The organism is Pleurocapsa minor HA4230-MV1 (genome assembly GCA_019359095.1).
In the GTDB taxonomy this organism is placed as follows: Bacteria; Cyanobacteriota; Cyanobacteriia; order Cyanobacteriales; family Xenococcaceae; genus Waterburya; species Waterburya minor.
This window is the reverse complement of record JAHHHZ010000019.1, coordinates 62,850-85,663: the sequence shown is the minus strand read 5'-3', so window position 1 is coordinate 85,663 and position 22,814 is coordinate 62,850. Positions and strand designations below refer to the sequence as shown.

The 22,814-nt window shown below is 41.5% G+C and carries 16 protein-coding genes, 1 tRNA gene and 3 pseudogenes; 6 read left to right on the top strand and 14 right to left on the bottom strand.

The window, feature by feature from the left end; translation table 11 throughout:
• Window positions 1-11: 11 nt before the first annotated feature.
• The 5 genes from KME09_09550 to KME09_09530 all read right to left on the bottom strand — a co-directional run bounded on the left by KME09_09550 (window position 12) and on the right by KME09_09530 (window position 7,684).
• Entirely contained in the window at window positions 12-2,771 is a 2,760-nt protein-coding gene (locus tag KME09_09550) for a HAMP domain-containing protein (protein MBW4534167.1), read from the bottom strand.
• A 47-nt stretch (window positions 2,772-2,818) separates the two neighbouring features.
• Entirely contained in the window at window positions 2,819-5,206 is a 2,388-nt protein-coding gene (locus tag KME09_09545; GenBank protein ID MBW4534166.1) for a HAMP domain-containing protein, read from the bottom strand.
• Between the two features lie 66 nt (window positions 5,207-5,272).
• Window positions 5,273-5,779, bottom strand: a complete 507-nt coding sequence (locus KME09_09540; protein ID MBW4534165.1) for a chemotaxis protein CheW — start codon at window positions 5,777-5,779, stop codon at window positions 5,273-5,275.
• Between the two features lie 98 nt (window positions 5,780-5,877).
• Entirely contained in the window at window positions 5,878-6,240 is a 363-nt protein-coding gene (locus KME09_09535) for a response regulator (protein MBW4534164.1), read from the bottom strand.
• 241 nt (window positions 6,241-6,481) lie between these two features.
• Window positions 6,482-7,684: a response regulator gene (locus tag KME09_09530; protein ID MBW4534163.1), complete on the bottom strand. Its 1,203-nt coding sequence runs from the start codon at window positions 7,682-7,684 to the stop codon at window positions 6,482-6,484.
• A gap of 287 nt (window positions 7,685-7,971) precedes the next feature.
• Between KME09_09530 and KME09_09525 the strand changes: the two genes are divergently transcribed.
• From KME09_09525 to KME09_09515, 3 genes and pseudogenes are all read left to right on the top strand, one after another.
• On the top strand, window positions 7,972-8,634 hold the full coding sequence (locus tag KME09_09525; GenBank protein ID MBW4534162.1) for a helix-turn-helix domain-containing protein: 663 nt from the start codon (window positions 7,972-7,974) through the stop codon (window positions 8,632-8,634).
• A gap of 119 nt (window positions 8,635-8,753) precedes the next feature.
• Window positions 8,754-8,855, top strand: a pseudogene (locus tag KME09_09520) (glycosyltransferase).
• Between the two features lie 77 nt (window positions 8,856-8,932).
• Window positions 8,933-9,508 carry a Uma2 family endonuclease gene (locus KME09_09515; GenBank protein ID MBW4534161.1) on the top strand — a complete coding sequence of 192 codons (576 nt, stop codon included), beginning with the start codon at window positions 8,933-8,935 and terminating at the stop codon, window positions 9,506-9,508.
• A 15-nt stretch (window positions 9,509-9,523) separates the two neighbouring features.
• On the opposite strand, the gene plsY is transcribed toward KME09_09515, so the two are convergent.
• From plsY to miaB, 6 genes are all read right to left on the bottom strand, one after another.
• Window positions 9,524-10,159, bottom strand: a complete 636-nt coding sequence (gene plsY, locus KME09_09510; protein ID MBW4534160.1) for a glycerol-3-phosphate 1-O-acyltransferase PlsY — start codon at window positions 10,157-10,159, stop codon at window positions 9,524-9,526.
• Between the two features lie 72 nt (window positions 10,160-10,231).
• Window positions 10,232-11,713 (bottom strand): DUF3086 domain-containing protein, encoded by a 1,482-nt coding sequence (locus KME09_09505; protein ID MBW4534159.1) that lies wholly within the window; start codon window positions 11,711-11,713, stop codon window positions 10,232-10,234.
• Between the two features lie 49 nt (window positions 11,714-11,762).
• A complete protein-coding gene (locus tag KME09_09500; GenBank protein ID MBW4534158.1) occupies window positions 11,763-12,158 on the bottom strand; it encodes a DUF3119 family protein in 396 nt (131 codons plus the stop codon).
• 209 nt (window positions 12,159-12,367) lie between these two features.
• Complete coding sequence (locus KME09_09495) at window positions 12,368-13,159, bottom strand: MlaE family lipid ABC transporter permease subunit (GenBank protein MBW4534157.1); 792 nt, start codon at window positions 13,157-13,159, stop codon at window positions 12,368-12,370.
• A gap of 91 nt (window positions 13,160-13,250) precedes the next feature.
• On the bottom strand, window positions 13,251-13,865 hold the full coding sequence (gene cobO, locus KME09_09490; protein ID MBW4534156.1) for a cob(I)yrinic acid a,c-diamide adenosyltransferase: 615 nt from the start codon (window positions 13,863-13,865) through the stop codon (window positions 13,251-13,253).
• A 74-nt stretch (window positions 13,866-13,939) separates the two neighbouring features.
• Entirely contained in the window at window positions 13,940-15,298 is a 1,359-nt protein-coding gene (miaB, locus tag KME09_09485) for a tRNA (N6-isopentenyl adenosine(37)-C2)-methylthiotransferase MiaB (GenBank protein MBW4534155.1), read from the bottom strand.
• A 227-nt stretch (window positions 15,299-15,525) separates the two neighbouring features.
• Between miaB and KME09_09480 the strand changes: the two genes are divergently transcribed.
• Window positions 15,526-15,930, top strand: coding sequence for a RidA family protein (locus KME09_09480; protein MBW4534154.1), 405 nt, complete (start codon window positions 15,526-15,528; stop codon window positions 15,928-15,930).
• Between the two features lie 53 nt (window positions 15,931-15,983).
• Here the strand turns inward: KME09_09480 and hpnH are convergent, their stop codons facing one another.
• The 3 genes and pseudogenes from hpnH to KME09_09465 all read right to left on the bottom strand — a co-directional run bounded on the left by hpnH (window position 15,984) and on the right by KME09_09465 (window position 20,852).
• Window positions 15,984-17,000, bottom strand: coding sequence for an adenosyl-hopene transferase HpnH (hpnH, locus tag KME09_09475; protein MBW4534153.1), 1,017 nt, complete (start codon window positions 16,998-17,000; stop codon window positions 15,984-15,986).
• Window positions 17,001-17,205: 205 nt separating this feature from the next.
• Window positions 17,206-19,943, bottom strand: a pseudogene (locus KME09_09470) (CHAT domain-containing protein).
• 282 nt (window positions 19,944-20,225) lie between these two features.
• Window positions 20,226-20,852, bottom strand: coding sequence for a hypothetical protein (locus tag KME09_09465; GenBank protein MBW4534152.1), 627 nt, complete (start codon window positions 20,850-20,852; stop codon window positions 20,226-20,228).
• Between the two features lie 318 nt (window positions 20,853-21,170).
• Here KME09_09465 and KME09_09460 point away from each other — a divergent pair.
• Window positions 21,171-21,241 (top strand) — tRNA-Gly (locus KME09_09460).
• 705 nt (window positions 21,242-21,946) lie between these two features.
• Window positions 21,947-22,794: pseudogene (locus tag KME09_09455) on the top strand (IS630 family transposase).
• Window positions 22,795-22,814 lie beyond the last annotated feature (20 nt).

Here is a 22,814-nt window from a genome sequence, read left to right as displayed (position 1 = left end):
TAGATAAGAGATTAGGTTTTAAATTTCGCAATATGAGACTGAAGTTTGGTCGCGATCGCCGATAGCTCTCGCAGCGAATGAAAGACTTGGGTTGCCGACTGAGAATTATGTTCGGCGATCGCCACAACATCCACAATAGTTTGGCTCACCTGGGCAGAAGTGGCGGATTGTTGTTGAGTAGCTTGGGTAATCGAGCTAACTAACTTGCTAATTTCATTACTTACCTGATTTACCTGGCTTAGACTGTGACGAGTTTGCTGTACCAGTTCATGTCCCGAGGCAATTTGTGCTGCTCCCCGATGCATGGCTTTGACCACCTCAGCAGTTTCTAGTTGAATCTTACTGACCAAAGTTTCAATTTCTGCTGTTGCTTCTGCCGAGGCGGTAGCCAAAGATCTGACCTCATCAGCAATTACTGCAAAGCCTTTGCCCTCCTCTCCTGCCCGTGCTGCTTCAATCGAAGCTTTAAGAGCCAAAAGATGGGTTTGAGCTGCAAAGCGACCAATTAGGTTGACCACCTGAGAAATTTCTTGGGAAGACTCCCCCAGTTTTTCTGCTTTAGTTGCAGTTTGAGTCACGGTTTGCTGCACCGCTTTGATTTCGGCAACAGTAAGACTTATAGCTCGATCTTCGCGGGCAATTGTAGTGGCTGCCTGCTGGACGAATGCTTCTGCCTGATGCGCCTGATTTGCCACTAGACTAATTGAGGTTTCCATCCCCCTTACCTGCTTAAGCATCTGAGAAATTGAGCTGGCTTGAGCAATAGTTTCCTGGGCTAAAGACTGTACTGCTAAATCATTAGCGGAGGTATTAAGCTGTACTTCCGTTGCTGCTGCTTTAGTCTGATTGACCAATTTTTGCAGACTTTCGATGGTTGAGTTATAAGAATCGGCGATCGTGCCGATTTCATCCTCTGTCACCCTAGCGCGAACGGTTAAATTTCCTTGGGAAACATCATCTACTTCCTGCAACAGACTCAAGGCTCTAGTCTGCATTGCCTCTTTGGCTGACTTCTCGCGGATCTCAGCCAACTTTTGCTGTTCTAAGAGTTCTAAACGAGTAATGGCAAAACCGATTTGGCTGGCAACTTGGATTAAAAATTCTTGTTCCTCATTCATCCAGGGAAAAAGAGTAGTTGATTGATGAACCATCAATAATCCATTTAATTGATTGTCAATGATGATCGGGGCAATTAAACAAGATTTTACTTCTAAAGATTCTAGATACTCTTGTTTGGCTGGGGTTAATTTTGTCTGGGTTAGATCATCGATCACTTCGATCTGAGGCAAATATGGTTGAGCTAGATATTCCGCTACTAGTTCAGAACTCAAATTACTATTGTGGATGATGCGAGTACCTTGAGCAGCACATTCTGCTACTGCTATTGCCGACTGGGAATCAAATTGATAGTAAACAACTCGTTCTGCATTAAAAGTTTGATAACTTTTCTGCACCACCGCATCTAAAATTTCTAGCCAATTCTTAGCGCGAGTTAATTGCAGAACAATATCCTTAATACTGGCTGAGTGTTGAGTCAGTCTAGTCTGAACCTGCGTAAAATCAGTTAACTGAACTGCCAGACGATTGATATCGCTACCCAACTGGGCAATTTCATCGGTTCCCGCAATTGCTAGTCGAGTCGAAAACTCCCCCTGACCAATCTTTTGCACGGCTTGAGCAGCCTGGAGAATTGGGCGCAACAATCGATTTACCCAAGCATAGGCGATCGCGCCAACTCCGATCGCCACTATTGTTGAACCCAGCACCAACAATAATCTCAGTTTTCTTTGAGGAGCATAAACCATAGCTGTGTCTGTAGCTACAATCGCCTGCCAATTGAGCTGAGGGAGTCCTACTACAGTTTTAGCTGGAGCATAAGCCAGCAACTGCTGAGAATTGGTTTGAATATTGGTGGCAATGCCAGTGCTTAAAGTATTACTGGTAAGTAGTTTGTCTGCATCTAAGAAAATATCCTGGGCTGTGATTGCTTCAGAGTTAGAGGACTTATTCGCTACTGACGAGCCGTTACTTGAGATTGTGAGGGCATATTCTCCAGTCGAACCCCAAAAAATTCCTTGGTTATTGAGCAAATAATACTGACTATCTTCAGTAGTAAAGTTTTGCAGCAATTTAGTGAAGATTTTTACAGGAATTCTTGCCTGTACAAAACCAATCGTTTTTCCCGTGGAGCGCTCTTTAATCGGTGTTGCTCCATAAATACTCAAAACCCCCGAACCCTCAGAGATCTGAGGTTGACTAATAACTGCTTTTTGAGATTTTAAAGCATCCTGCACGTAATTACGGTCAAGGTGGTTATTTAAAGCTGCACCTTTAGTTTGAGCGATGACATTACCCTGGATGTCAAATACGGCAATACTGTCATAGATTTTAGAGGCATCTTGAATACGCATAAGAGCAGCAGATTTCTCCGCTCTAGTCGCCTGTTTGCTTAACTGAGGATTGGTAAAGATATCTAAGCTTGCCATCACCTGAAGATCGACCAAGCGATCGCCGATAAAAATATTGACTTGCTCTTGGAGATCCCCGACCAAAGTTTTGCTCAGGTTACTTGTCTGTTGGGTGAGGGAATCGACAGCAAAATAATATGCCACCCAACTAACTGCCAAGGTGGGTATTGTACCGATGGCGATCGCTAATACCGTGGTTTTAAAGCGCAGACTTTGCCGTTGCCACCATAATCCAGAGGTGGAATCATCTTGAATTAGATAGTCAGTCGCTTTTTCTAGGTGACGATTATGCGCAAAATTCATAGCAATCTCAATAAAATTATGAATAGATTTAAATTTCAATAATTTAGTTAGCTGACTTTGAATTTAGCCACACTATTTTCTAGCTGTTGAGCTACGATCAGCAGATCTTGGAACGATGCCGAGACGGCGATCGCTTCAGTCGCAGTTTGATTGGAAATTTCAGCAACTTCCAACATGGTTTTGGTCACTACTTCCGAATCTTGAGACTGTTCTACGGTAGCTGCGGCAATTTCTGCTACTAGCTGATTAATTTCTTGACTAACATCACCAATCTGTGTCAGGGAAATGCGAGTTTTATCAACCAGTTTGGTTCCCGCCACTACCTGCTCTGTCCCTGCCTCCATGGCTGCAACTACTTCCTTGGTTTCTAGCTGAATTTCTGCCACCAAAGCTTCAATTTCTGCTGTAGCTTCCGCCGACTGACGAGCTAGCGATCGCACTTCCTCGGCAACTACGGCAAAACCGCGTCCTTCTTCTCCTGCGTGAGCAGCCTCAATCGAGGCATTTAGAGCGAGCAGATTTGTCTGATCGGCAAAGTTACTAATAACATTGACTACTTTAGAAATTTTCTGCGATGACTCACCTAGGCGCTTCACTTTTTTTGCTGTAGCTGCTACCGTATCGCGTATTTCTTGGAAACCTGCCACCGTTTGGTTCATCGCCTCATCTCCTGCCTGGACGGTTTCGGTCGCTTTAAGCATGGCGGCTTCCGCTGTCTTGGCATTATGAGCTACTGCCTGAATTGAGTTAGTGATACCCTGAATACGCTTTAAGGCAGCATTAATTTCCGTAGTCTGTGCTGATGCACCAATCGATAATTCCTGAATCGAACGATCTTTATCGCTGGTGGTAATAGACACCTGAAGGGCAGCAGTTTTTACCTGAGATACTAACTGACGCAGACTTTCAATCGTCGTGTTGTAAGAATCGCCAATGGTGCCAATTTCATCTGACTGCACCTTTACCTGTACAGTTAAGTCTCCCTGACTGACGGGATCTACCTCCATCAGTAATTCCAAGGCTCGTCGCTGAAGATTTTCCTTAGCAGCCCTTTCTTGCTCCTGTGCCTGTTGCTGCTGTTCTAAGATTTCAATTTTCTCAACTGTTCTGCCAACCTGTTCGGCAATCCGCGTCAGCAAGCTAATTTCATCTGACTGCCAAGTTCTTGCCTGACTACACTGATGGGCAATTAGTAAACCAGCTAATCGATTGGCTGTGACTACGGGCGTAATAAGGCAAGCTACCACTGCCAATGGTTTGAGCATCTGGAGATGGCAATCATGTAGTTCTTCTTGGTTAATATTAGCGATCGCCTTCACCTTTCCCTGTCGATAAGCTTCAGCATATCCTTCGGCAAAACAAGGATCGTTAATTTTTGTTCCCAAGGCTTGAGGAAAACCCTCTTTCACTGCTTCAGCAACGATCGTACCCTGCCAATTTTGCTCAAAATGATGATAAATTACGCGATCGGCTTTAAGCGCTTTTCTACTACTGTCGACTGCCGTTTGCCATACTTCTTGCACATTATCGGCTTGAGTAATACTGTAAACAATTCCTTGTAAAAGACGAGAACGTTCTGCCTCTTGTTTCAGACGAGCTTCATTTAGTTCAATCGAATTTGCCAAGACATTAAAGGTACTGCTTAACAGACCAACTTCATCTTGAGCATGAATCTTTGCTCTCACCCCAAAATTCCCCGCCGAGAAATTTTGAGCTACTCTGTGAAGACTTTGAATCGGTTCGGCGATCGCCCTTCCTAAAAGCCGACTTAAATAAATAATAAAAATTAAAATAATTAACGATAAAAGCGACTGAGCTAGCAAACTACTTTGGAGAATGCTATTGAGCGACTGCGCCGAAGTACCGTGTACCAAAACTCCTAGAGGATTACCGTCGCTATCACTAATAGTTTGAGCTGCTAGGACATACTTATGTCCCTCAATAGTAGTTGTCTGATGAACTACTTTTCCCTGACTATAAATTGCCTGCTCCAAAATTTGATTATCTGGCAAAGCCAGGTTGGTGCTAGCTGCTCCCGCAATTTTGGCTGAAGATGATGCGAGAACTACTGTGCCATCGGCTTGAAGTAAGTAAACAGCGCTGTAATCTTGTTCTTCGGTGACAGCGGTTAGGGTTTTGCCTAAAGCTCCTAAATTAGTGCCAAGTTTAGCTGACGATAAGAGGATTACCTGACTCTTAACATCGAGTCTAGATTCAGTTTGCTCAATTAACTGCTGCTTGAGAGTTCCTTGAAGAATTAATCCTCCCGCCCCTAAAACTAAAGCCAGTCCGCCACAACTAAACCAAGGAATTAAATTAATTTTACGATTGAGCGGTAGATTGTATATTCCCCTTAGCCAAGATGCTCTTGGGAGGTGAGAATCCATAATCTGAGATGGTTCTTCTTGCTCGGTTAACTGGGGCAGATTATTCATAGAAACTAAGATAGATAGTAAGTTAATTAGAGGCAGTCAGACACTTTAATTAAATATTGATCAATATTAATCAACTACTCGTTTAGGCATAGCAGAGGCGATCGCCTGTCCATCAAGAGCCAAAACCATTTCTCCTGAAGATTGAAGCCAATATCCTTGTAAAAAGCTATTTAAACGAGGATCGATCTGTGAATCGAGTACAGCTTGAATTGCAGCAGGATCGCAGCTTTCCAAGTTATCTACCCCAGCTACGACTAAGCCCAAGTGAATCTGATTATCATTATTTCCCTCCCGCTCAGGAGACAAGACAATTGCTGTATGTAGGAGGCGAGCGTGTTGCTGTTGATACCAAGAATCTAAGCCCAGTAGTTGTCCGAGATCGAGCATCCACAAAATATCTCCTCGCCAGTTGTAGACTCCCATCACCCAAGCAGGCATTTGAGGAATGGGCATAATCTGCGCTAACTGAATTTTGAGAACCTCCGTAATCTGCTTAATCGGCAGCATTGCTTTAGTCTCTGGATAAAGTTGAAACTTAAGCTGCTGTTGTGATGTGTTGGCACTGCTGTGCATCCTCGGATTAGATGAGTTGGGCTGGGTTCGTAGATTAGACACAGTTAAAATACACCTCGAATATGGTTAAATATGATTAAATATATGTTTAAATTACTTTAAGCAATTAACTCCTGGACTTTACCGATTAATTCCTCTTGATCGATCGGTTTGAGAATATAGGCATTCGCTCCTTGCTTCATGCCCCAAAACCTATCTATTTCTGTCCCCTTGGTTGAACAAAGAATAATCGGAATTTTACTAGTCCGATCCGAATTCTTTAACTCACGACAGATTTCAAAACCACTACGTCCTGGCAAAACTACATCTAAAACAATTAGATCGGGAGAATCTTGCTGAATTTTTGCTAATGCTTCTTCTCCACTAAGAGCAACAGAGACATCAATGCCAACTCCTTGCAAACAGCCAGTAATAATTGCTCGTTCGGTAGCAGAATCATCAACAACCAGAGTGTACCCCATAACAAATGTCACCTCAATTTATGATTGCTCGCAGTTGCGCGTAAGTCGGCTTTTTTTGTCTGAAGTTTAATACCAAAAACGCGACGTAGTTTTTTAGCCATAATTTAGGAAAAAATATTTTTTAATCAGGCTGACAAGATCTATAGTTCCCCTCTCCAACCATAAAAGAGCCATTAGTTTGCAAGTTGGTGTAAAACAGTTAATCTGAGGGATAAATTTTATGCTGAATTTATTCAGCAATTTATTTTTTTTGCTGCAATGCATACTTTTCAATTGTGCCGAGCACCTGTTCAGATTGAGCTGGCTTACCCAGAAAATCAGTTGCACCGACTATTTTGGCGCGAACTCGATCTACAATGCCGTCGTTACCTGTGAGAATAACAATCGGTGTCTGTTTGAAAAAAGAAAGCTTGCGTAATTGGGAACAAATTTCATAGCCGTTAGTATTAGGCATTACCAAATCTAAAAAGATTAAATCTGGTTTGCGGCTAAGTAAAACAGCGATCGCTCTTAAACCGTCTGTTTCACTGACAAAGTTATATCCCGCAGTATTAATAATGCCTTCCATCGTCTGACAAATACTTGGGCTATCGTCTATACAGGCGATGGTTAACCGACGAGAAGCGGGGTTCTTAAACAGTTTTTGAGCTAAAGGAGTTGATACAGGAGGAGGAAGATCTTCGACTGCTACCAGTTGCACCAAACCCATCTGCACATAGGGCAAAAGAGAGCGTGTCACGGTGACAACATCTCGCTTCATCCGCACACTCAAATCTCTTAAAGTTTGTTTTCCGTCTAAAAGTTGACTGAGGTTTTGATAAACTTGGGGAGAAGTCTTGGTTTTAAGGGCTTGGGGATGATTGATAGTAGGGGCAAAATCGGGAGAGCGATCGGCAACTTTGGCATCTCGCCAGGCTGAGTAGAGTTTATTCGACTCAACAATCATCTGTTCAGCATCAATTAAGATTAGCCTAGTGGTTAGCAAATTATCTGTGACTAATTCACAATGCACCTCTATTGCTTGGGTAACATCAAACAGCACCTCAATTACCGTAGCTCGAATAACTTTAGTAGCCTGTTCACGACTAATTATGTTTTGGTCGATCCAAGCCGATAACAGCTGATATTCCCAAGAAATTCGTGATTCTTCTTGAGAAATGTTAACTAGAAATAACTGTAATTCGTCGATTTTAGCCAGTCTTTCAGGACAATAAGCAACAAGGTGTCTGCGCCAACGCCTAACGGGGTGTACTCCGCCAGTAGCATAGACAATACGACCCAGATAAAGATAGATTATCCAAGTATGGTCTTGCTGATCGCAGATAATTAGCTGACCACTAAATCGAGATTCTCTAAGAGATTCAAAGAATTTAATTTGTCGACTAGCTGTAAAGTGTTGAATATGAGTCCGAGCATGACTAGTTCCGTTTTTGGCAGTCGTCATTACAAACTTCCTCTTGATAAAAATGAGCGCAATTTGAAATCAGACTGAGACTTAAGTAATAACACGCAAACTATAGGCATTTTTGCTCGTTTTTTAAGTTGATAAGTAATCAAAAAATAAATCAAAAAATAGTATTGCGATTTATGACCATTTTGAACAGTCCTTTGGCTAATAGTTCCCGAAAATCAGATAATATTATCAGCTTGATCAATATTTGTTACAGCGCAATTGTTCGATAAAATCAATAGCCAGCAACTATCACCTATTTGGCAATGTTCTCCCCTAAAATGAATCCAGATTCATCTCAAACTAACAAAGAGCGGCTACACAATTTGATGCAGCAGGTAGGTATCGCCGATCTTAATGAGCTTAGTCAGGTGGCCAAGGTGGCTCGACTACAGTTAATCAGAATTCAACAGGGTTTAATTCTTAATCTTTCTCTTGGCGCGATCGCTCGGATTGCCAAAGCCTTAGATGTCTCAGTAGATAGTTTACTCCAAACTTTTGTCGAACAACCTCAAGTTAGCAGCGAGCAGGCTGTCACGTCTTCTCAGCAGGATGATGCTCTAATCGCCTGTCGGCAAGAATATCAAAAATTACAGCAGGAAATGACTCAGTTGCAGCAAACCTTACAGGTAGAGTTTCAACAAGCTAGCTTGGAAACCATTGAGTCTTGGCTATTACAATGGCCCACCGCTGCTACTGCCGTGCGTCAAAATCCTCAATTGCCAGCGAGCAAGTTACTCTCTTTAGTAGAACCCATAGAACAATTAGTCAAGCACTGGAATGTATCAACCATTGCTACTGTTGGGGAAGAGTTAGCTTACGATCCGCAAAACCATCAGTTGATGAAGGGTGTGGCTCAAGCAGGAGAATTAGTAAAAGTACGTTATGTAGGCTACAAGCAAGGAGATAAATTACTGCACAAAGCAAAGGTAAGTCCTGTTTGATAATTATACGCTTAATGTGAATTACCTTCGTTCTGATTTACTAGCTGTTAGCTTTTAGCTGTTAGCTTTTAGCTATGGAAAACTCATCACATAAGTAGTTTAATCAGCAAGATCCTACAATCAAGATAGTTAATCTTTCGCGTAATTTTGGTAAGGAGATCGCTTTAACTGCGGGAATAGATTACGCCAGCGGTGCTGTGGTGATTCCTCTAGATGCTGAAACCTTTTCAGCTTAGAACTTAGAGCTTAGAGCTGTTTGATAAACTAGAAATAACTTAGCTTAAGGGAAATAGCTCCCATGACTGCAATTACGGTTAACTTCAATTCAATTATCGACATCAGTGATGAACAGTTTTATCAACTCTGTACACAGAATCCTGAAACTCAATTTGAACGTAACTGTAATGGAGAAATTCTGATTATGCCTCCCACTGGCGGAGAAACTGGGAGAAGGAATACTAACCTAATTGTTCAATTAGCTATTTGGAATCAACAGACTAAGTTAGGAGAAGTTTTTGATTCTTCTACTGGCTACAAGCTACCGAATGGAGCAAATCGCTCTCCTGATGTTTCTTGGATTCAACAAAAACGTTGGGATGGTTTGACTTCAGAACAAAAAGAAAAATTTATTCCCCTCGCGCCAGATTTTGTTCTTGAGTTGATGTCGCCTACGGATTATTTAGTTAATATTCAAGCAAAGATGAAGGAGTATTTGGAGAATGAGGTAAAGTTAGGCTGGCTAATTAATCCTCAAGCTAAACAAGTAGAAATTTACCGCTTAGGACAACAAGCGCAATTGCTAGATTCTCCTCGATTAATCTCTGGCGAAGATATTTTACCTGGCTTTGTTTTAGATTTAGCTGGTATTTTTTAAGGCAAAAACTCGCCTTTATAATGCTTGACCAATTTTAGGCTCATTACCAGCTATTAAGCGCTGAATATTAGTTTTATGGCGTAGAATCACATATAGTCCTGCTATGGCAGCAAAAACCAAAAAAGCAGCAGGCTGATGTAAGGTTAGCATCAAAATATTAACGGCGATCGCACCACCAATGGAACTAAGGGAAACGATGCGGGAAATGCCTAAAATAATGCCAAAACTAGCTAGAGTTCCCAATGCCACCACAGGATTCATCACTAGCAAAACCCCCAGAGTTGTCGCCACGGATTTTCCGCCAGTGAAATTGAGCCAAATGGACTTGCTATGGCCAATAATTGCCCCTAAGGCTGCTGCTGTGATCAGCCAAGAGTGCCAGCTAGCAGGCAACAGATCGGGTAAATAAGCGTAAATTAAATTGACCAAAATTAATGCTAAAGAGCCTTTGAGCAAATCAACTATCAAAACGATAACCGCAGCAGGTTTACCTAAAGTACGCAGGACATTAGTTGCTCCCGTAGAGCCTGAGCCGTGTTCACGGATATCGATTCCTTGAGTATAGCGACCTACCATATATCCAGTCGGAATCGATCCCAATAGGTAAGCAGCCAAAATTAATAGGGTGCTTAGGGTAAAACTAAAAACCATAGTTTATTAACAGATTAAATATTTAGCACCAGTTTAACGGCTTTTTGGCTTCAAAAAAACTTTAATACAACTTTAATACAAATAATTGGAAGACCTTGATTTATTGCTAGAGGCAAAGGCTAACCAAATCGGGAACTTGAGTACAGATAAGTTTAACTGTTCTTCAGTCTCATCAATGATAATCACTGGTAATAGTTTATCCGCAAGTAGACGTTCGGCACGCTGCACGAGAATATCAGGAGAATCAAACATCACAACACCGCGATTTGTGCCAAAATCTCGACGGGAGATACCGAGACAATCTTCTAATCCTTTGCGCCATTCCCCTAAGTTTTCTGGGGTATCTGTCAGAATTAAAACTTGAGTGCGATCGCGATATAGATCGTGCAGAATCGAAATTATGGCTGAAGCAACCAAAATATTTTGCAGACGGCTACCTGTGCTATCTATTGCACCCCTACCTCCTTGAGAGAAAAACCATTCTTGAACTTTTTTCGCCTGATTTTGGTCAAAGGTGCGACGTAACTGCCAGGGAGAACCATAATAGTCTGGGCTGTTGCAGTATTTGTCTAATAGCTGTCGAATACGCCTACTTTGATCGGCAAAAGTCGGTTCAGAAAATTGTGCCTGAGCCGTACGCTCATTTTCTCCTCTAGCTGAGTTGTTGCGGAGAGTTCTGTCTGGGTTTCTGGTTCTATCTCTGTTTCTGTCTTGGTTTCTGTCTCTATTTACCCCTTCTCTTCGGGGATCTTCTGTGTTTCTAACTCGGTTTCGGTTTCTTGGTGCAGAATCTTCTGTGCGCGCTAATTCTAGTTTTTCCGCAGCAGTGGCTAAATCTTGGAGACTACCAACTAAATATTCTTTAAAACCTTGAACTCTAATTGCCAATTCTTTAGATGAGCCGGCAAAGTTGCTCCGCATTTCTTGATTAATTCTTTCTTTCCGACGTTCTAATTTATCAATTTCAATTCGTAAGGCTGTTTTACGCTCTTTTAACTCCTTTGTTCCCTCTTCAATCATTTGTCCCATTTTTTCTTGGACTTCTTGAACCTGACGCAAAAGTAATTGTTCTTTATGTGCTTTAAGATCGGCAATTTCTAGCTGTAGATCGGCTTTTTGCTGCTCTAGTTGGCGGATTTCATCGCTAGATTTAGCGGCCGAATTGTCCTTTTGGAGTACTTCAGACTCATCTAGCCAACTATCAACAAACAATTCTGGTTCTTGAACTGAGTCATCTGAAACTTGACTTAATTCATCACTCACATCATCACTATCACTATCGCGATCTGCTGAAGTCATTTCGACAGTTGTGGAAGTTGTGGAAATAGATAACTTAGATAACCCCAGTTCTTCGAGTTTGTCACCTAAATCCTCTGAAGCTTGATATTCAGGGGTAACTGGCAATATCTGCTCTTCGACGACATCTGATGCTACTACTGGTTGTTCATTTGACTGTTCATCTAATGGTGGATTTGATGATTTAGCAGGTTCAAAGATAATAGTTTCAGAATCAGAATTGTCAGATTCAGGCATAGAAGGTTTTTCAGGGTTCATAAGCAGGTCAAGCTAATTAAAATAATTTGTCTAGAAAGATTATACTGATTTAGTTTTGATTACGAGGACAGTATTTTTGTAGGCAATCTGCCAGAGTTTTAGAGTTAAAAATAATAGGTAAAAAATGAATACTATTAACTTCCTTGAAATAGAACAAAATAGGTACTGGCGACCAAAATATTTCCCAGTTTAACCATTCACTATAAGGAAAACTACGAATCACTGTTCCTGTTCGGAGGACATTTAGCGCCTGATCGGTAAACTGAAGCCTAATTAAAAACGTTTGAATAGTTAAAAACAAGCCTAAAATAGCGATCGCACCACCTAACCACAAGGAAACCCAAGAAAATCCGATCGCGAGTAAGATTAGAACCACAGGAAGTTTAAAATCTGGAGTTAATTCAATTATTTCGGCAGAATTTGTCGCTTCTATGTTAGTGGTCATAGGATTATTTTAGTGATGTTTATCGTCTTGCTAGTTAGTTAGAAAAATTTGAGCGCGATCGCACTGAAATTTAAAGTTATTGTTTTAGTTAAGCAATTACTCTTATTTTACAACGAGCCTTATTGAGCCTTATTTTAACTCAGCTAGGTTGGGCAGCAATTAATCCTCTTCACAGATTAACGTTTTTCAAGAGCTAACTAATTTGCTAACTAATTTAAAAACTGACTACCTAAACCCTGGAACATAATCCAAGATAGAAAAAAGTTGCTGATAAAAATCGCAATCAGCGCCATAACTACTGCCGTGGTGGTAGACTCGCCGACTCCTTTTGCTCCTCCTGTAGTAGTCAAACCCCAGCTACAGCCAATAATGGCAATGATGCCACCAAACATAACCGCTTTAATTAAAGCGCTAATCAAATCCCAAATCTGTAAAAAAGATTTGATTGATTCAATAAATACTACTTGAGAAATACCGTAAAATAAATCCGCCACAAAAACTCCGCCAATTAGACCCATAAGCAGAGAAATTATGGTTAAAATCGGCAGCATTGCACAACAGGCAATCATCCGAGGAATTACCAAATAATCGATCGGATCGCTTTTTAAAACGTAAAGAGCATCAATTTGTTCGGTAACTCTCATCGTGCCAATTTCCGCAGCAAATGCCGAACCGACTCTGGCAGCCAGTACCACTGCGGTCAATACGGGAGCTAATTCTCGACTTAGAGCTAAAGCTAAAACGCCCCCAATCGCTTGAGCTGCACCAAAATTAAGAAACTCACGGGCCACCTGAATAGTGAATACCATGCCGACAAAAGTTGCTGTCACCAGGGCAATCATCAAAGAATCTGGCCCGACAATCTTCATCTGTTCTGTCGTATTTTGACGATGTATTTTACCCTGTAATAAGTGAACTACAACTTGCCCTGCTAGAAATAGAGCTGCTATAGAACGTTCCAGCCAAATTTTAATCCCCTTAGTAGAGGTTGTACTACTCATTAATTAATTGATCTCGCGACGGAAAATATTGCTCAAAGCATAATATTCTGATGCAACAGAAATTCTAAAATAGCATTAATGCTTCAGTTGCTTAAAATTCAATGCCTGCTTGAGCCTTAACTCCTTGTTCCCGAAAAGGATGTTTGATTAAAGACATTTCCGTTACCAGATCGGCGATCGCAATTAACTGCTCTGGCGCACCTCTTCCTGTCAAAATTACATGGGAATCTGCGGGTTTACGAGCTAAACCTTCAATTACAGTTTCAACGTCTAAATACCCTAGTTTAAGAGCGATATTAACCTCATCGAGCAAGACTAAGCGATATTCAGGATTAAGAATATATTCTAAACTGGTTGCCCAAGCAGCAGTCGCCTTTTCAATATCCCGTTCACGATCTTGGGTATCCCAGGTAAACCCTTCTCCCATAGCGTGAAACTCTAGCTGGTCTGACCATTTACTCAGCACCGCCTTTTCCGCAGGTTCCCAAGCTCCCTTAATAAACTGAACAATAGCCACTTTATAGCCATGTCCAAGCGATCGCATAACCATTCCCAAAGCTGCGGTGGTTTTTCCTTTCCCATTGCCTGTATTGACAATAATTAGACCTTTTTCTTGAGTTTTCTCAGCCAGACGCTTTTCTTGCACTTCCTGACGACGCTGCATTTTCTGCTTGTGCTGTTCGTTGCTAATTGTTGATTGATTCATGGTTATTAATTACTGATTATTTGCGAAGCTTATCCTTTAGGACTAATTACTGATTACTGATTACTGTTCATTGCTCATTGTTCAATTAATTCTCCTGTGATGCTAAAGGCGCGAATTTCCTGGATTTTTACCTTAACTGTTTTGCCTTTTAATTCTTCAATCTTGCCAGGGAAGAAGGTTAAACGATTGGTTCTAGTTCGACCTAATAGTTGAGTTGTGACTTTGGTGTTTTGCGCTTCTACCAACACTTCTACTGATTGCCCTAAATAACGTTGAGAACGAGCCTCCGCCGTGACGGATACCAGACGGTTTAAACGCTGAAGGCGATCGTCTTTTTCTTCTTCACTTAATTGATTATCCCACAGGGCAGCAGGAGTACCAGGACGAGGGGAATAGGCAGCAGTATTAACTAGATCGAACTCCAAATCTTCGATTAACTTTAGGGTATTTTGGAACTGTGCTTCTGTCTCGCCAGGAAAGCCAACAATGGCATCGGCAGTAATCGAGGCATCGGGCATATATTTTCTGATCGTTTCGATAATGCCACGATATTTTTCGTGGGTGTAACCTCGCTTCATCGCCTTAAGGATATCGTTATCTCCCGACTGGAAAGGAATATGAAAGTGTTCACAAACATTAGGTAATTCCTGGCAAGCTTTAATTAGTCTTTCGGTAAAATAACGAGGATGGCTTGTCGAAAATCTCAGGCGATCGATCCCAGGAATATCATGAACATAGTAAAGCAGATCCGTTAGCGTGTGCTGATGTCTACCTTCTGGGGTACTACCTCGTAAATCTCGACCATAGGCATCAATATTTTGGCCCAACAGCGTAATTTCTTTATATCCTTGTCTGCTTAACTCTTCTATTTCAGCTTTAATCGCTTCAGGAGTACGGGATTGTTCTACACCACGCACATTGGGTACAACACAGTAGCTACAGCGTTCATTGCAACCATAAATTATATTAACCCAAGCAGTCACATCACTATCTCGACGGGGTTTGGTAATATCCTCCAAAATCTCAATTGGATCGGTAGCAACCACCTGATTGCCATCGAAAACCTGTTGTAATAAATCCTCTAAGCGATTTGCATGTTGAGGCCCCATTACCAAGTCTAATTCAGGAACACGACGCAATAGCTGTTCCCCTTCCTGCTGGGCGACGCATCCAGCCACAACTAAAGTCAAACCTGGCTCTTGATGTTTGCGTTTTGCTTGTCTACCTAAATAAGAGTAAACTTTTTGTTCAGCATTATCGCGAATAGTGCAGGTATTGTAGAGAATTAAGTCTGCTATATTAGGATCTTCGGCAGCTTCAAAACCCATATGTTCCAATACGCCAGCCATCCGCTCAGAATCAGCTTTATTCATCTGGCAACCGAAGGTAACAATATTATATTTTTTAGGATGTTTTTTGCTGGCGTTATTCATATCAAATTAACAGTAGCGAAAAGATGGAACAGAACTACTATACAAGTTTAAAACGTTCCACTACAAACCTGATTTTATTTGGCTCTAGAGACAATTACCAGAATAACCAATCTATACAGACTATAATTTACATTCCTTAGTGTTTACTTAATATGGTGAATTTTGGATCTAAAAGGAGTAAAGTTTAGCTAATCATAAAAATCCTTTGAAAGAAACATTATAGAAACGTGGAACGAATTAATATCAGCAGCAACTCTTCCTGGGAAGATCTAGTAGGCTATTCTAGAGCAGTCAAGCTCGATAACTATATTCATGTTTCGGGAACCACTGCCACCAATGAACATGGTGAAATTGTCGGTATAGGGGATCCCTATGCCCAAACCAAACAAATTATCAAAAATATTGAAACTGCTTTAAATCTCGCTGGAGCAAGTCTAGAAGATGTAGTCCGTACCAGGATTTATGTGACCAATATCGATCGCTGGCAAATGATCGGCAAAGCTCATCATGAATTCTTCGCTAAGATTCGTCCCGCCACCAGTATGGTAGAAGTTCAGCGCCTAATTGCTCCAGAAATGCTGGTAGAAATGGAAGCAGATGCCGTGATTACCGATTACCTTGACCTTGCCTGATACAGCAATGAACAATGAGCAATGAGCAATGAGCAATGAACAGCAATTAGTAATCAGTAATCAAATAAAGCCCCGATCGCTTTACCCATATTTTCGGGCTGCATTGCTACGGTAGCTGCGGTGGGTTCGTAGCCACAATGCACCATACAGTCTTGGCATTGAGGATTACCGCTTTTTTTGCCGTAGTTACTCCATTCGGTCTGTTTAATCAGTTCTTGATAGCTAGAATAGTGTCCCTCATCTAAGAGATAGCAAGGTTTCTGCCACCCTAAAACGCTGTAGCTGGGACTTCCCCAAGGAGTGCAGTCAAAATCTCGATCGCCCATCAGAAATTCGAGAAATAGGGGGTTATGATTAAAATTCCATTTCTTTTGACCAGATTTCCAAGGAGATAAGATTTCTCTAAATAAAGCTTTGGTTTGCTCTCGCTGTAAAAAGTTTTCTTGGTCGGGTGCTTTGGCATATCCATAGCCAGGAGAAACCATCATACCATCAAGATTAAGAGTAGCCAAGAAATCAAAGAATTCCTGCATTTCTTGCGGATTTGCGCCCTCAAAGACAGTGGTATTGGTGGTTACTCTAAATCCCTGCTGTTTAGCGGCTTTGATCGCGGCGATCGCTTTAGCAAAAACTCCTGGGCGATCGACACACTTGTCATGCTGTTCCTGTAGTCCGTCAAGATGAACGCTAAAGGTAAGATAGGGAGAAGGCTTAAACTTATTCAGACTTTTCTCCAGCAAGATGCCGTTCGTACAAAGATAAACAAACTTTTTACGCTGTACCAACCCCTCAACAATCTCATCTATTTGAGGATGTAGCAGTGGCTCTCCTCCAGGAATCGAAACCACTGGCGCACCACATTCTGCTACTGCTGCAAAACACTGCTCTGGAGTTAAGTTTTGCTTTAAGATTTCCGTTGGCTGCTGAATCTTACCACAGCCAGAACAAGCTAAATTGCAGCGAAACAGAGGCTCTAGCATTAAAACTAAGGGAAAATGCTTCCGCCCCAGCAAACGTTGGGTAACTAGGTATTTGCCGACTGTAACTGCCTGTTGAAGTTGAACCGCCATAAATTATCTCCTTTTCGAGTAATTGTAATATGCTTCGAGAAAATAATCCGCGAGTAGATTTTGAGTTCAATATGAAATACAAATAAGAATGATACAAATAGATAGTCCCCAAGTCCCCGACGCGAAGCGGTATCCTTTAGGGCAAGTCCCCAAGTCCCTAAGTCCCCAAGTCTTCTATTTGTAGCAAACATTTGTAGATTTCATATTAAAGCCAATTACCCACCAGCACGAAAGGCGCCCAATAAAAAGGATGACGATATTGGGAATCTGATTCCATTAGGAGTTCTAACTGTGCTTTACGCAATGCTCTAGCTTTACTAACTTGAGTGTTTTGAGACAAATTAGTATAGAACTTACCCATCAAATTAGCCGTAGCTTCATCATCCGCACTCCAAAGAGTCGCCAGGGTGCTACGTGCGCCAGCTCTAACTGCTACCCCTGCTAAACCAAGAATTGCCTGGCTGTCTCCTTCAGCGGTGTTACAGGCACTAAGAACCAGTAATTCAATCGGTTGAGAGCCTTTGAGATTGCCAGCTCGCAGTAAGTTATCAAACTGGTTAACGTTAATTAAAGGATCGCCTTGATTTGTGCCACTAAGAATAAAGGTTTGATCGGCAGTTGAACCAAATTGACCGTGGGTTGCCAAATGGACTACGGGAAAATCTGAGTTTTCTAGCTTCTGTTCCAAACGAGCTTTAGTAAACTCTTGGTTGAGCAAAATCTCTGACTTGTCAAAAATCTGTTTAATCGTGTTTAGTTCATCTTCTACCTTGGGAATAGGTGGAAAACGATAGGCAGGGAATTCGCTAGTTACTCCCGCAGCTAGTACTCTGATTGGCTGTTTAGTTAAGGGTTGAGGTGCAGTTAATTGTAAACCCGAACTCAGCGCCACATCGTAGTCTTTCTGAATCAAATATTTTTGCTCTTTCTGGTCATACAGCAGGGCCATGGGAATATTGCGTAACGAACCATCCAGAACAAACACCAAAGTTTGAACTTCGCTAGCTTTAAGTTCTGCTTCGGCTGGTTCAATCAACCAGCTATAGATCTCTGAAGCGAGGGGGAGAATATCCTGCTGAAGAGATTGTTCCTGAGATGTTTTAAGTTGGGCAATTTCAGTAGCTGATTGAGGATTACCCCTTGCTCCACGGATTTGCTCGGCGAAGCCAGGATTGGTTAGAGCGTTACGACGTAGCTGTTGGATGGTGTTGTCTACTTTTTCTGGGGTGAGGTTGGGAATTGTGTAGCGACGCAGAGGTTTTCCTGGAAGAGTGAGGATCACTTCTAAACGATCTTGCAGCAAAATTGGATAGATTACCGCAGCTTTGGAGTCTACATCATCAATCACCACTGGTTTTTCAGCTATTTCTGAGCAGGGATCGCGGAAGAAGTTATCTAGAGTCGCTACCTGCAAAGATTCTAAAACGTCTCGTGCTTGAGCTAACTGGGAGGTAGAAGGTTCTGTTTGTAGCAGCAAACTAATATACTCACGAAAAATTGGCTCGACAGGAGTAGTCGCTAAATCACTCCGCAGGGTTCTAATGGTGTTAAAGGAAGTTTCATAAGCGGACAAAGCTGGAACTCGTTGTCCTTGAGCAGCCAGAATTCTACCCAACTGAGCATTCCAACGATAGGCAATGTCAGGATATTCCGCAGTTGGTGCTAATTGCAGCGCTCCTTCGGTTAAACGTCGTGCCGATTGATATTGTCCTTGTTGTTCATAGAGAGAACCTAAATAACCCATCGCTTCGGCTTCAGCTGTCACATTGTTGATGCTTCTTGCCTGTTTAACGGCAGTAGCCAAGATTTGCGCTGTTTGATTATCGCTTGCTCCTCGACGCATGAGGCTTTGAGCTAAATTGATTCTGCTGTAAATTCCTCCACGGGTTGCGGGTAGCTGGGTAACTTTTGGTTCAACTTGGGCGATCGCATTGCCGATTTCCGACTCTAAGCGCTGTTCTAGGTCTTGTTTTAAGGTTTTTGATCCCGTAGTAATCTCCTGAAGAAACTCTGGGTCATTAATTTCTAAGGAATCCAGGTGACGATCGAAATCTGTAATTGCCCCTTGCCAAAATTCTTGAATATCGAGCAATAAACTAAGACGGTTTAGTTCTGCTTTTAAACTGTCTGGTTGACGAGGAGTTACCTCAGACGCTTGTTGGTAGTAGTCTAAAGCTGGTTGATAGGACTCTAAAGCTGAAGTCACGCTACCTAAGTTATTAGCAACCACGTCCAGCACAATGGTTTGAGTCGAAAACTGATTTTGCTTTTGTAGGGCGATCGCTCGTTGAGCATTCCCTAAACTAAGTAAGGTTGCTGTTTTTGACTGGGGATCGGCTAGTTTTTGACTACTTGCCAGAGCTAGTTCTAACGCTTGATTTGCCACCCTAGGATAGCCACTGGCACGCAAATAATCTCCAAAACGTAACAAACCCTGAACTTTATCTTGCTCCTCTGGCTGTTGATTAATGGCGGCGATCGCTGGCAGTAACTTGGACTTTGCTTTTTGGTTTAAGGTTTTAATCCCATCTAACTGGGGTTCAATTATTTGCACATCTTCAATAATTTGATTGCAGCTATTGTCAGTGATTTTAAAAGCGGATAATAAACTATCACAAGAGCGATCGTAAAGCCCCAGAGCTTGTTGAGCCGTCGCTGTATTCAGATAGCTGTCTCGACTGCCCCGATCGTTACCTGCTGCGGTATATGCTGCTGCTGCCTGTTGCCAAGTTTCAATTGCCTGGTCGAGTTTTCCTGCGCTGTAGTAATCTTTGCCCTGTTGAGTCAACTTGACTGGCGACGGTCTTCAGCATGAGTAGGCAAAACAAGAGCTAGAATAATGCCAAGACTAACTAGTAGTACCCAACTCACGGCGGTTTGACGACCCCGATTAAAGATTTTAACTTGAATTTTATCGCTCAATAACTGAGATATCTTGCTCATGATGGTATTTGCATAGTATTTGCGACGATCCGAGTAATTCAAACTGATGATCTAAATTTAAATATTTAAAGCGAGTCTTTAAAACGGGAGATATTCCAACGAGAAGTAGAGACCTTTTTCTTGCAGGGTGTCGTCGTTGTCTTCCACCTCAATCAAAGGAATCCCATAATCTAGCCGTGCATTTAAGGTCTCAAAGATATTTAACCTGAGTCCTAATCCCAAAGATGCTACTGTATCTTCCTCCTGATTCCGCTCCTCCCAAACTGAACCGTTCTAAAGAAACTAGATCGTCTCAATATTTAACGGCTCTTTTGCTCCTCTAGCCAGTCGAGAACGAACGTAACTTGGTTTTAACCGACCATCCACCTCGACATTAATGGTTTCAAGTTTGCCTTCTATTGCCTGTAGAGTAATTTTTCCTTGATTAACATCTTGGATCGGCACGACTACCCCAGAGTTGATATAGCCGCGAGCAGTATATAGCTTAGTTAATTCAGTCTCTAACTCTAATAAATCAGTAAAGCCAATCGGGCGATCGCTATATTTACGTAAAATATTGTCTACCGCAGTTTTTTCTAAGACAGTATTGCCTTTTAACTCGAATTTCTGAACCTCAAACTTAACCTCAGACTCAGAAACTTTACCTTCTGGTGACTGATTAGGCAAAGAATCTAACAAATCTTCGGCAGGTGGTAAAGGGGTAACCGTAGGATCTTGTCGCACATCAGGCAAAGGAGTGGCAGGCAGATTGTCAACATCAACTCCTGAAGGCAGATCGGGAGTTTGGGCTAGATATAAAAGCTTATTATTTCCATAAGCGGGTAATTTACCAATAACAAGTAACCCCAAGACAGCAAGAGACATGATTGCCGATCGCCCATGCCATGAGTCAAACTTAAATTTATTCATATTCAATTTAGGCGATCTCTTCTGAGTGGCTATCTTTATCTGGAGAAAATCTAGAATTAAGCCACAAAAGTATCGACTTTTTCACACTTTTTTTGTTAAACAGATTCAGATCAACTTCATTAGATTACTACAACCGCATTTCAAATCAAAAAATTTAAGCTTTTTACTACCAATTGGCTTAAATTAAGCTGACAAGTAACGAAAATTCAGGAGAAAAAAGAGATGAAACTCAACGACTTGCCACTTTGAGCAAAATTGTTTGACATTAAGTCAATTTAATATGCTAATATAAATCCTGCGTCTAGAATGTTATTACCTGCGGATGTCGTATAGTGGTAATACCTTAGCCTTCCAAGCTAAAGCTAGGGGTTCGATTCCCCTCATCCGCTTCCTCGCAGAGCCTCGTCAGCCTTAGACTCTCACTCCTAGCTTTAGCTTAAAAGGCTCGGCGCTTTACTCAAAACTTGCTCAAAAGTAACTATAACGAGGCTAGCAAGATAAGTAAACGGGGTCCATAGATACCCCAATTATTTAAGCGCTTAAATTAGTAACTAGCAAAAACAGGCTTTCTCTAGATGCCTCAATAGAGCGCTTAATTATCGCTATATAGAAAAGTTGTACATTATTCCATCTTTATAGCAATCTGTCAAATCGCCTAAGTAACCCTCAGTTCGTTACGAAACCAAGGCTTTATAGGCGGTTAACTTAAATACTGTTGGAATAGCTGATTTCTCTTGACTAGTAGTTAGCCAGCCAGCATAAGGAGGTTGTCCTACTGGTCTATCAGGTAAACCCAGTAGCTCTCTTAGAAAATCGTCGATATGCTAGTCTAGCAGCATTGGTACAGACTTGTCTGCTTTGTCTGCATAGACTTTTAATGCTTTTGCGCGGTTAGATTTTAAGGAAGCCATGAGTTTAACTGATAGAAGATTTGAGTAAGGATTAGCTAGGAAATGAGGAAACTAGGCAAAGGCAGATAGCTTTGCTAGCTAACGAGTCTATACCTACTACTGTTTCGTCAGCTATAGTCATTTTAATTAAGACTGAGACAAATATAGAGTAAATTAAAGTAAAACTTTCTTCAGCTCATACTAATGCCTTACAGTCTAGATCTAAGGAAAAAAGTAATTGACTATCTGGAAAGAGGGGGCGGTGTGACAAAAGCGTCCCAAATTTTTCAAGTGTCGAGAGCATCGATCTATCGCTGGTTAAATCGAGAGAATCTCGAAGCAACTAAAGTTAAACGTCGCCAACGAAAATTGAACTGGGAAGCATTAAAACAAGATGTTAGAGAAAATCCGCAGCAACGATTAATAGATCGAGCAATCAAATTTAAAGTTCAACCTTCGGCAATACTATACGCTCTAAGTCAAATGAAGATTACCAGAAAAAAAAACAACTCCGTTATCGAGAAAGAAACCGACAAGAAAGAATTGAATATTATCGAAGACTAAGAGAACTAATTAAAGTCTACGGTAGCAAAAGTCTGATTTTTATCGATGAGTCAGGATTTGAGCCAATTCAAACTTGTATTTATGCTTGGTCAGCAAGAGGACAAAAGATTTATGGAGAAAGACAAGGTAGAAGGGGAGTGAGGGAAAATTTATTAGCTGCCAGAAGAAAAGGTAAAAAAGATTTAATCGTACCGATGATCTTTACAGGCAGTCTTAATGCCGAAGGGTTTGAAGGGTGGTTGAGCAAATATTTATTGCCATCATTAACAAGACCATCAGTATTGATTATGGATAATGCACCAATTCATCGGAAAAATGCTATCAAACAACTGATAGAAGAGACAGTGCATCAAATAGTATTTCTGCCTAAATATTCTCCTGATTTAAATGATATTGAACACGATTTTAGTGCTTTGAAGCGCAAAAGAATGTATGCACCTCCAGATACATCGTTAGATGATATTATTCGCGATTATTGCACAACTTAGTGTTTCTTTCTTATTTGAAA

Excerpts from the sequence above, each read along its gene's own strand:
- KME09_09540 (MBW4534165.1), bottom strand. The coding sequence starts at position 5,779 with ATGCACAGCAGTGCCAACACATCACAACAGCAGCTTAAGTTTCAACTT.
- KME09_09545 (MBW4534166.1), bottom strand. The coding sequence starts at position 5,206 with ATGAATAATCTGCCCCAGTTAACCGAGCAAGAAGAACCATCTCAGATT.
- miaB (MBW4534155.1), bottom strand. The coding sequence starts at position 15,298 with ATGAATAACGCCAGCAAAAAACATCCTAAAAAATATAATATTGTTACC.
- KME09_09495 (MBW4534157.1), bottom strand. The coding sequence starts at position 13,159 with ATGAGTAGTACAACCTCTACTAAGGGGATTAAAATTTGGCTGGAACGT.
- cobO (MBW4534156.1), bottom strand. The coding sequence starts at position 13,865 with ATGAATCAATCAACAATTAGCAACGAACAGCACAAGCAGAAAATGCAG.
- KME09_09535 (MBW4534164.1), bottom strand. The coding sequence starts at position 6,240 with ATGGGGTACACTCTGGTTGTTGATGATTCTGCTACCGAACGAGCAATT.
- KME09_09550 (MBW4534167.1), bottom strand. The coding sequence starts at position 2,771 with ATGAATTTTGCGCATAATCGTCACCTAGAAAAAGCGACTGACTATCTA.
- KME09_09525 (MBW4534162.1), top strand. The coding sequence starts at position 7,972 with ATGAATCCAGATTCATCTCAAACTAACAAAGAGCGGCTACACAATTTG.
- hpnH (MBW4534153.1), bottom strand. The coding sequence starts at position 17,000 with ATGGCGGTTCAACTTCAACAGGCAGTTACAGTCGGCAAATACCTAGTT.
- KME09_09505 (MBW4534159.1), bottom strand. The coding sequence starts at position 11,713 with ATGAACCCTGAAAAACCTTCTATGCCTGAATCTGACAATTCTGATTCT.
- plsY (MBW4534160.1), bottom strand. The coding sequence starts at position 10,159 with ATGGTTTTTAGTTTTACCCTAAGCACCCTATTAATTTTGGCTGCTTAC.
- KME09_09530 (MBW4534163.1), bottom strand. The coding sequence starts at position 7,684 with ATGACGACTGCCAAAAACGGAACTAGTCATGCTCGGACTCATATTCAA.
- KME09_09515 (MBW4534161.1), top strand. The coding sequence starts at position 8,933 with ATGACTGCAATTACGGTTAACTTCAATTCAATTATCGACATCAGTGAT.
- KME09_09500 (MBW4534158.1), bottom strand. The coding sequence starts at position 12,158 with ATGACCACTAACATAGAAGCGACAAATTCTGCCGAAATAATTGAATTA.
- KME09_09465 (MBW4534152.1), bottom strand. The coding sequence starts at position 20,852 with ATGAATAAATTTAAGTTTGACTCATGGCATGGGCGATCGGCAATCATG.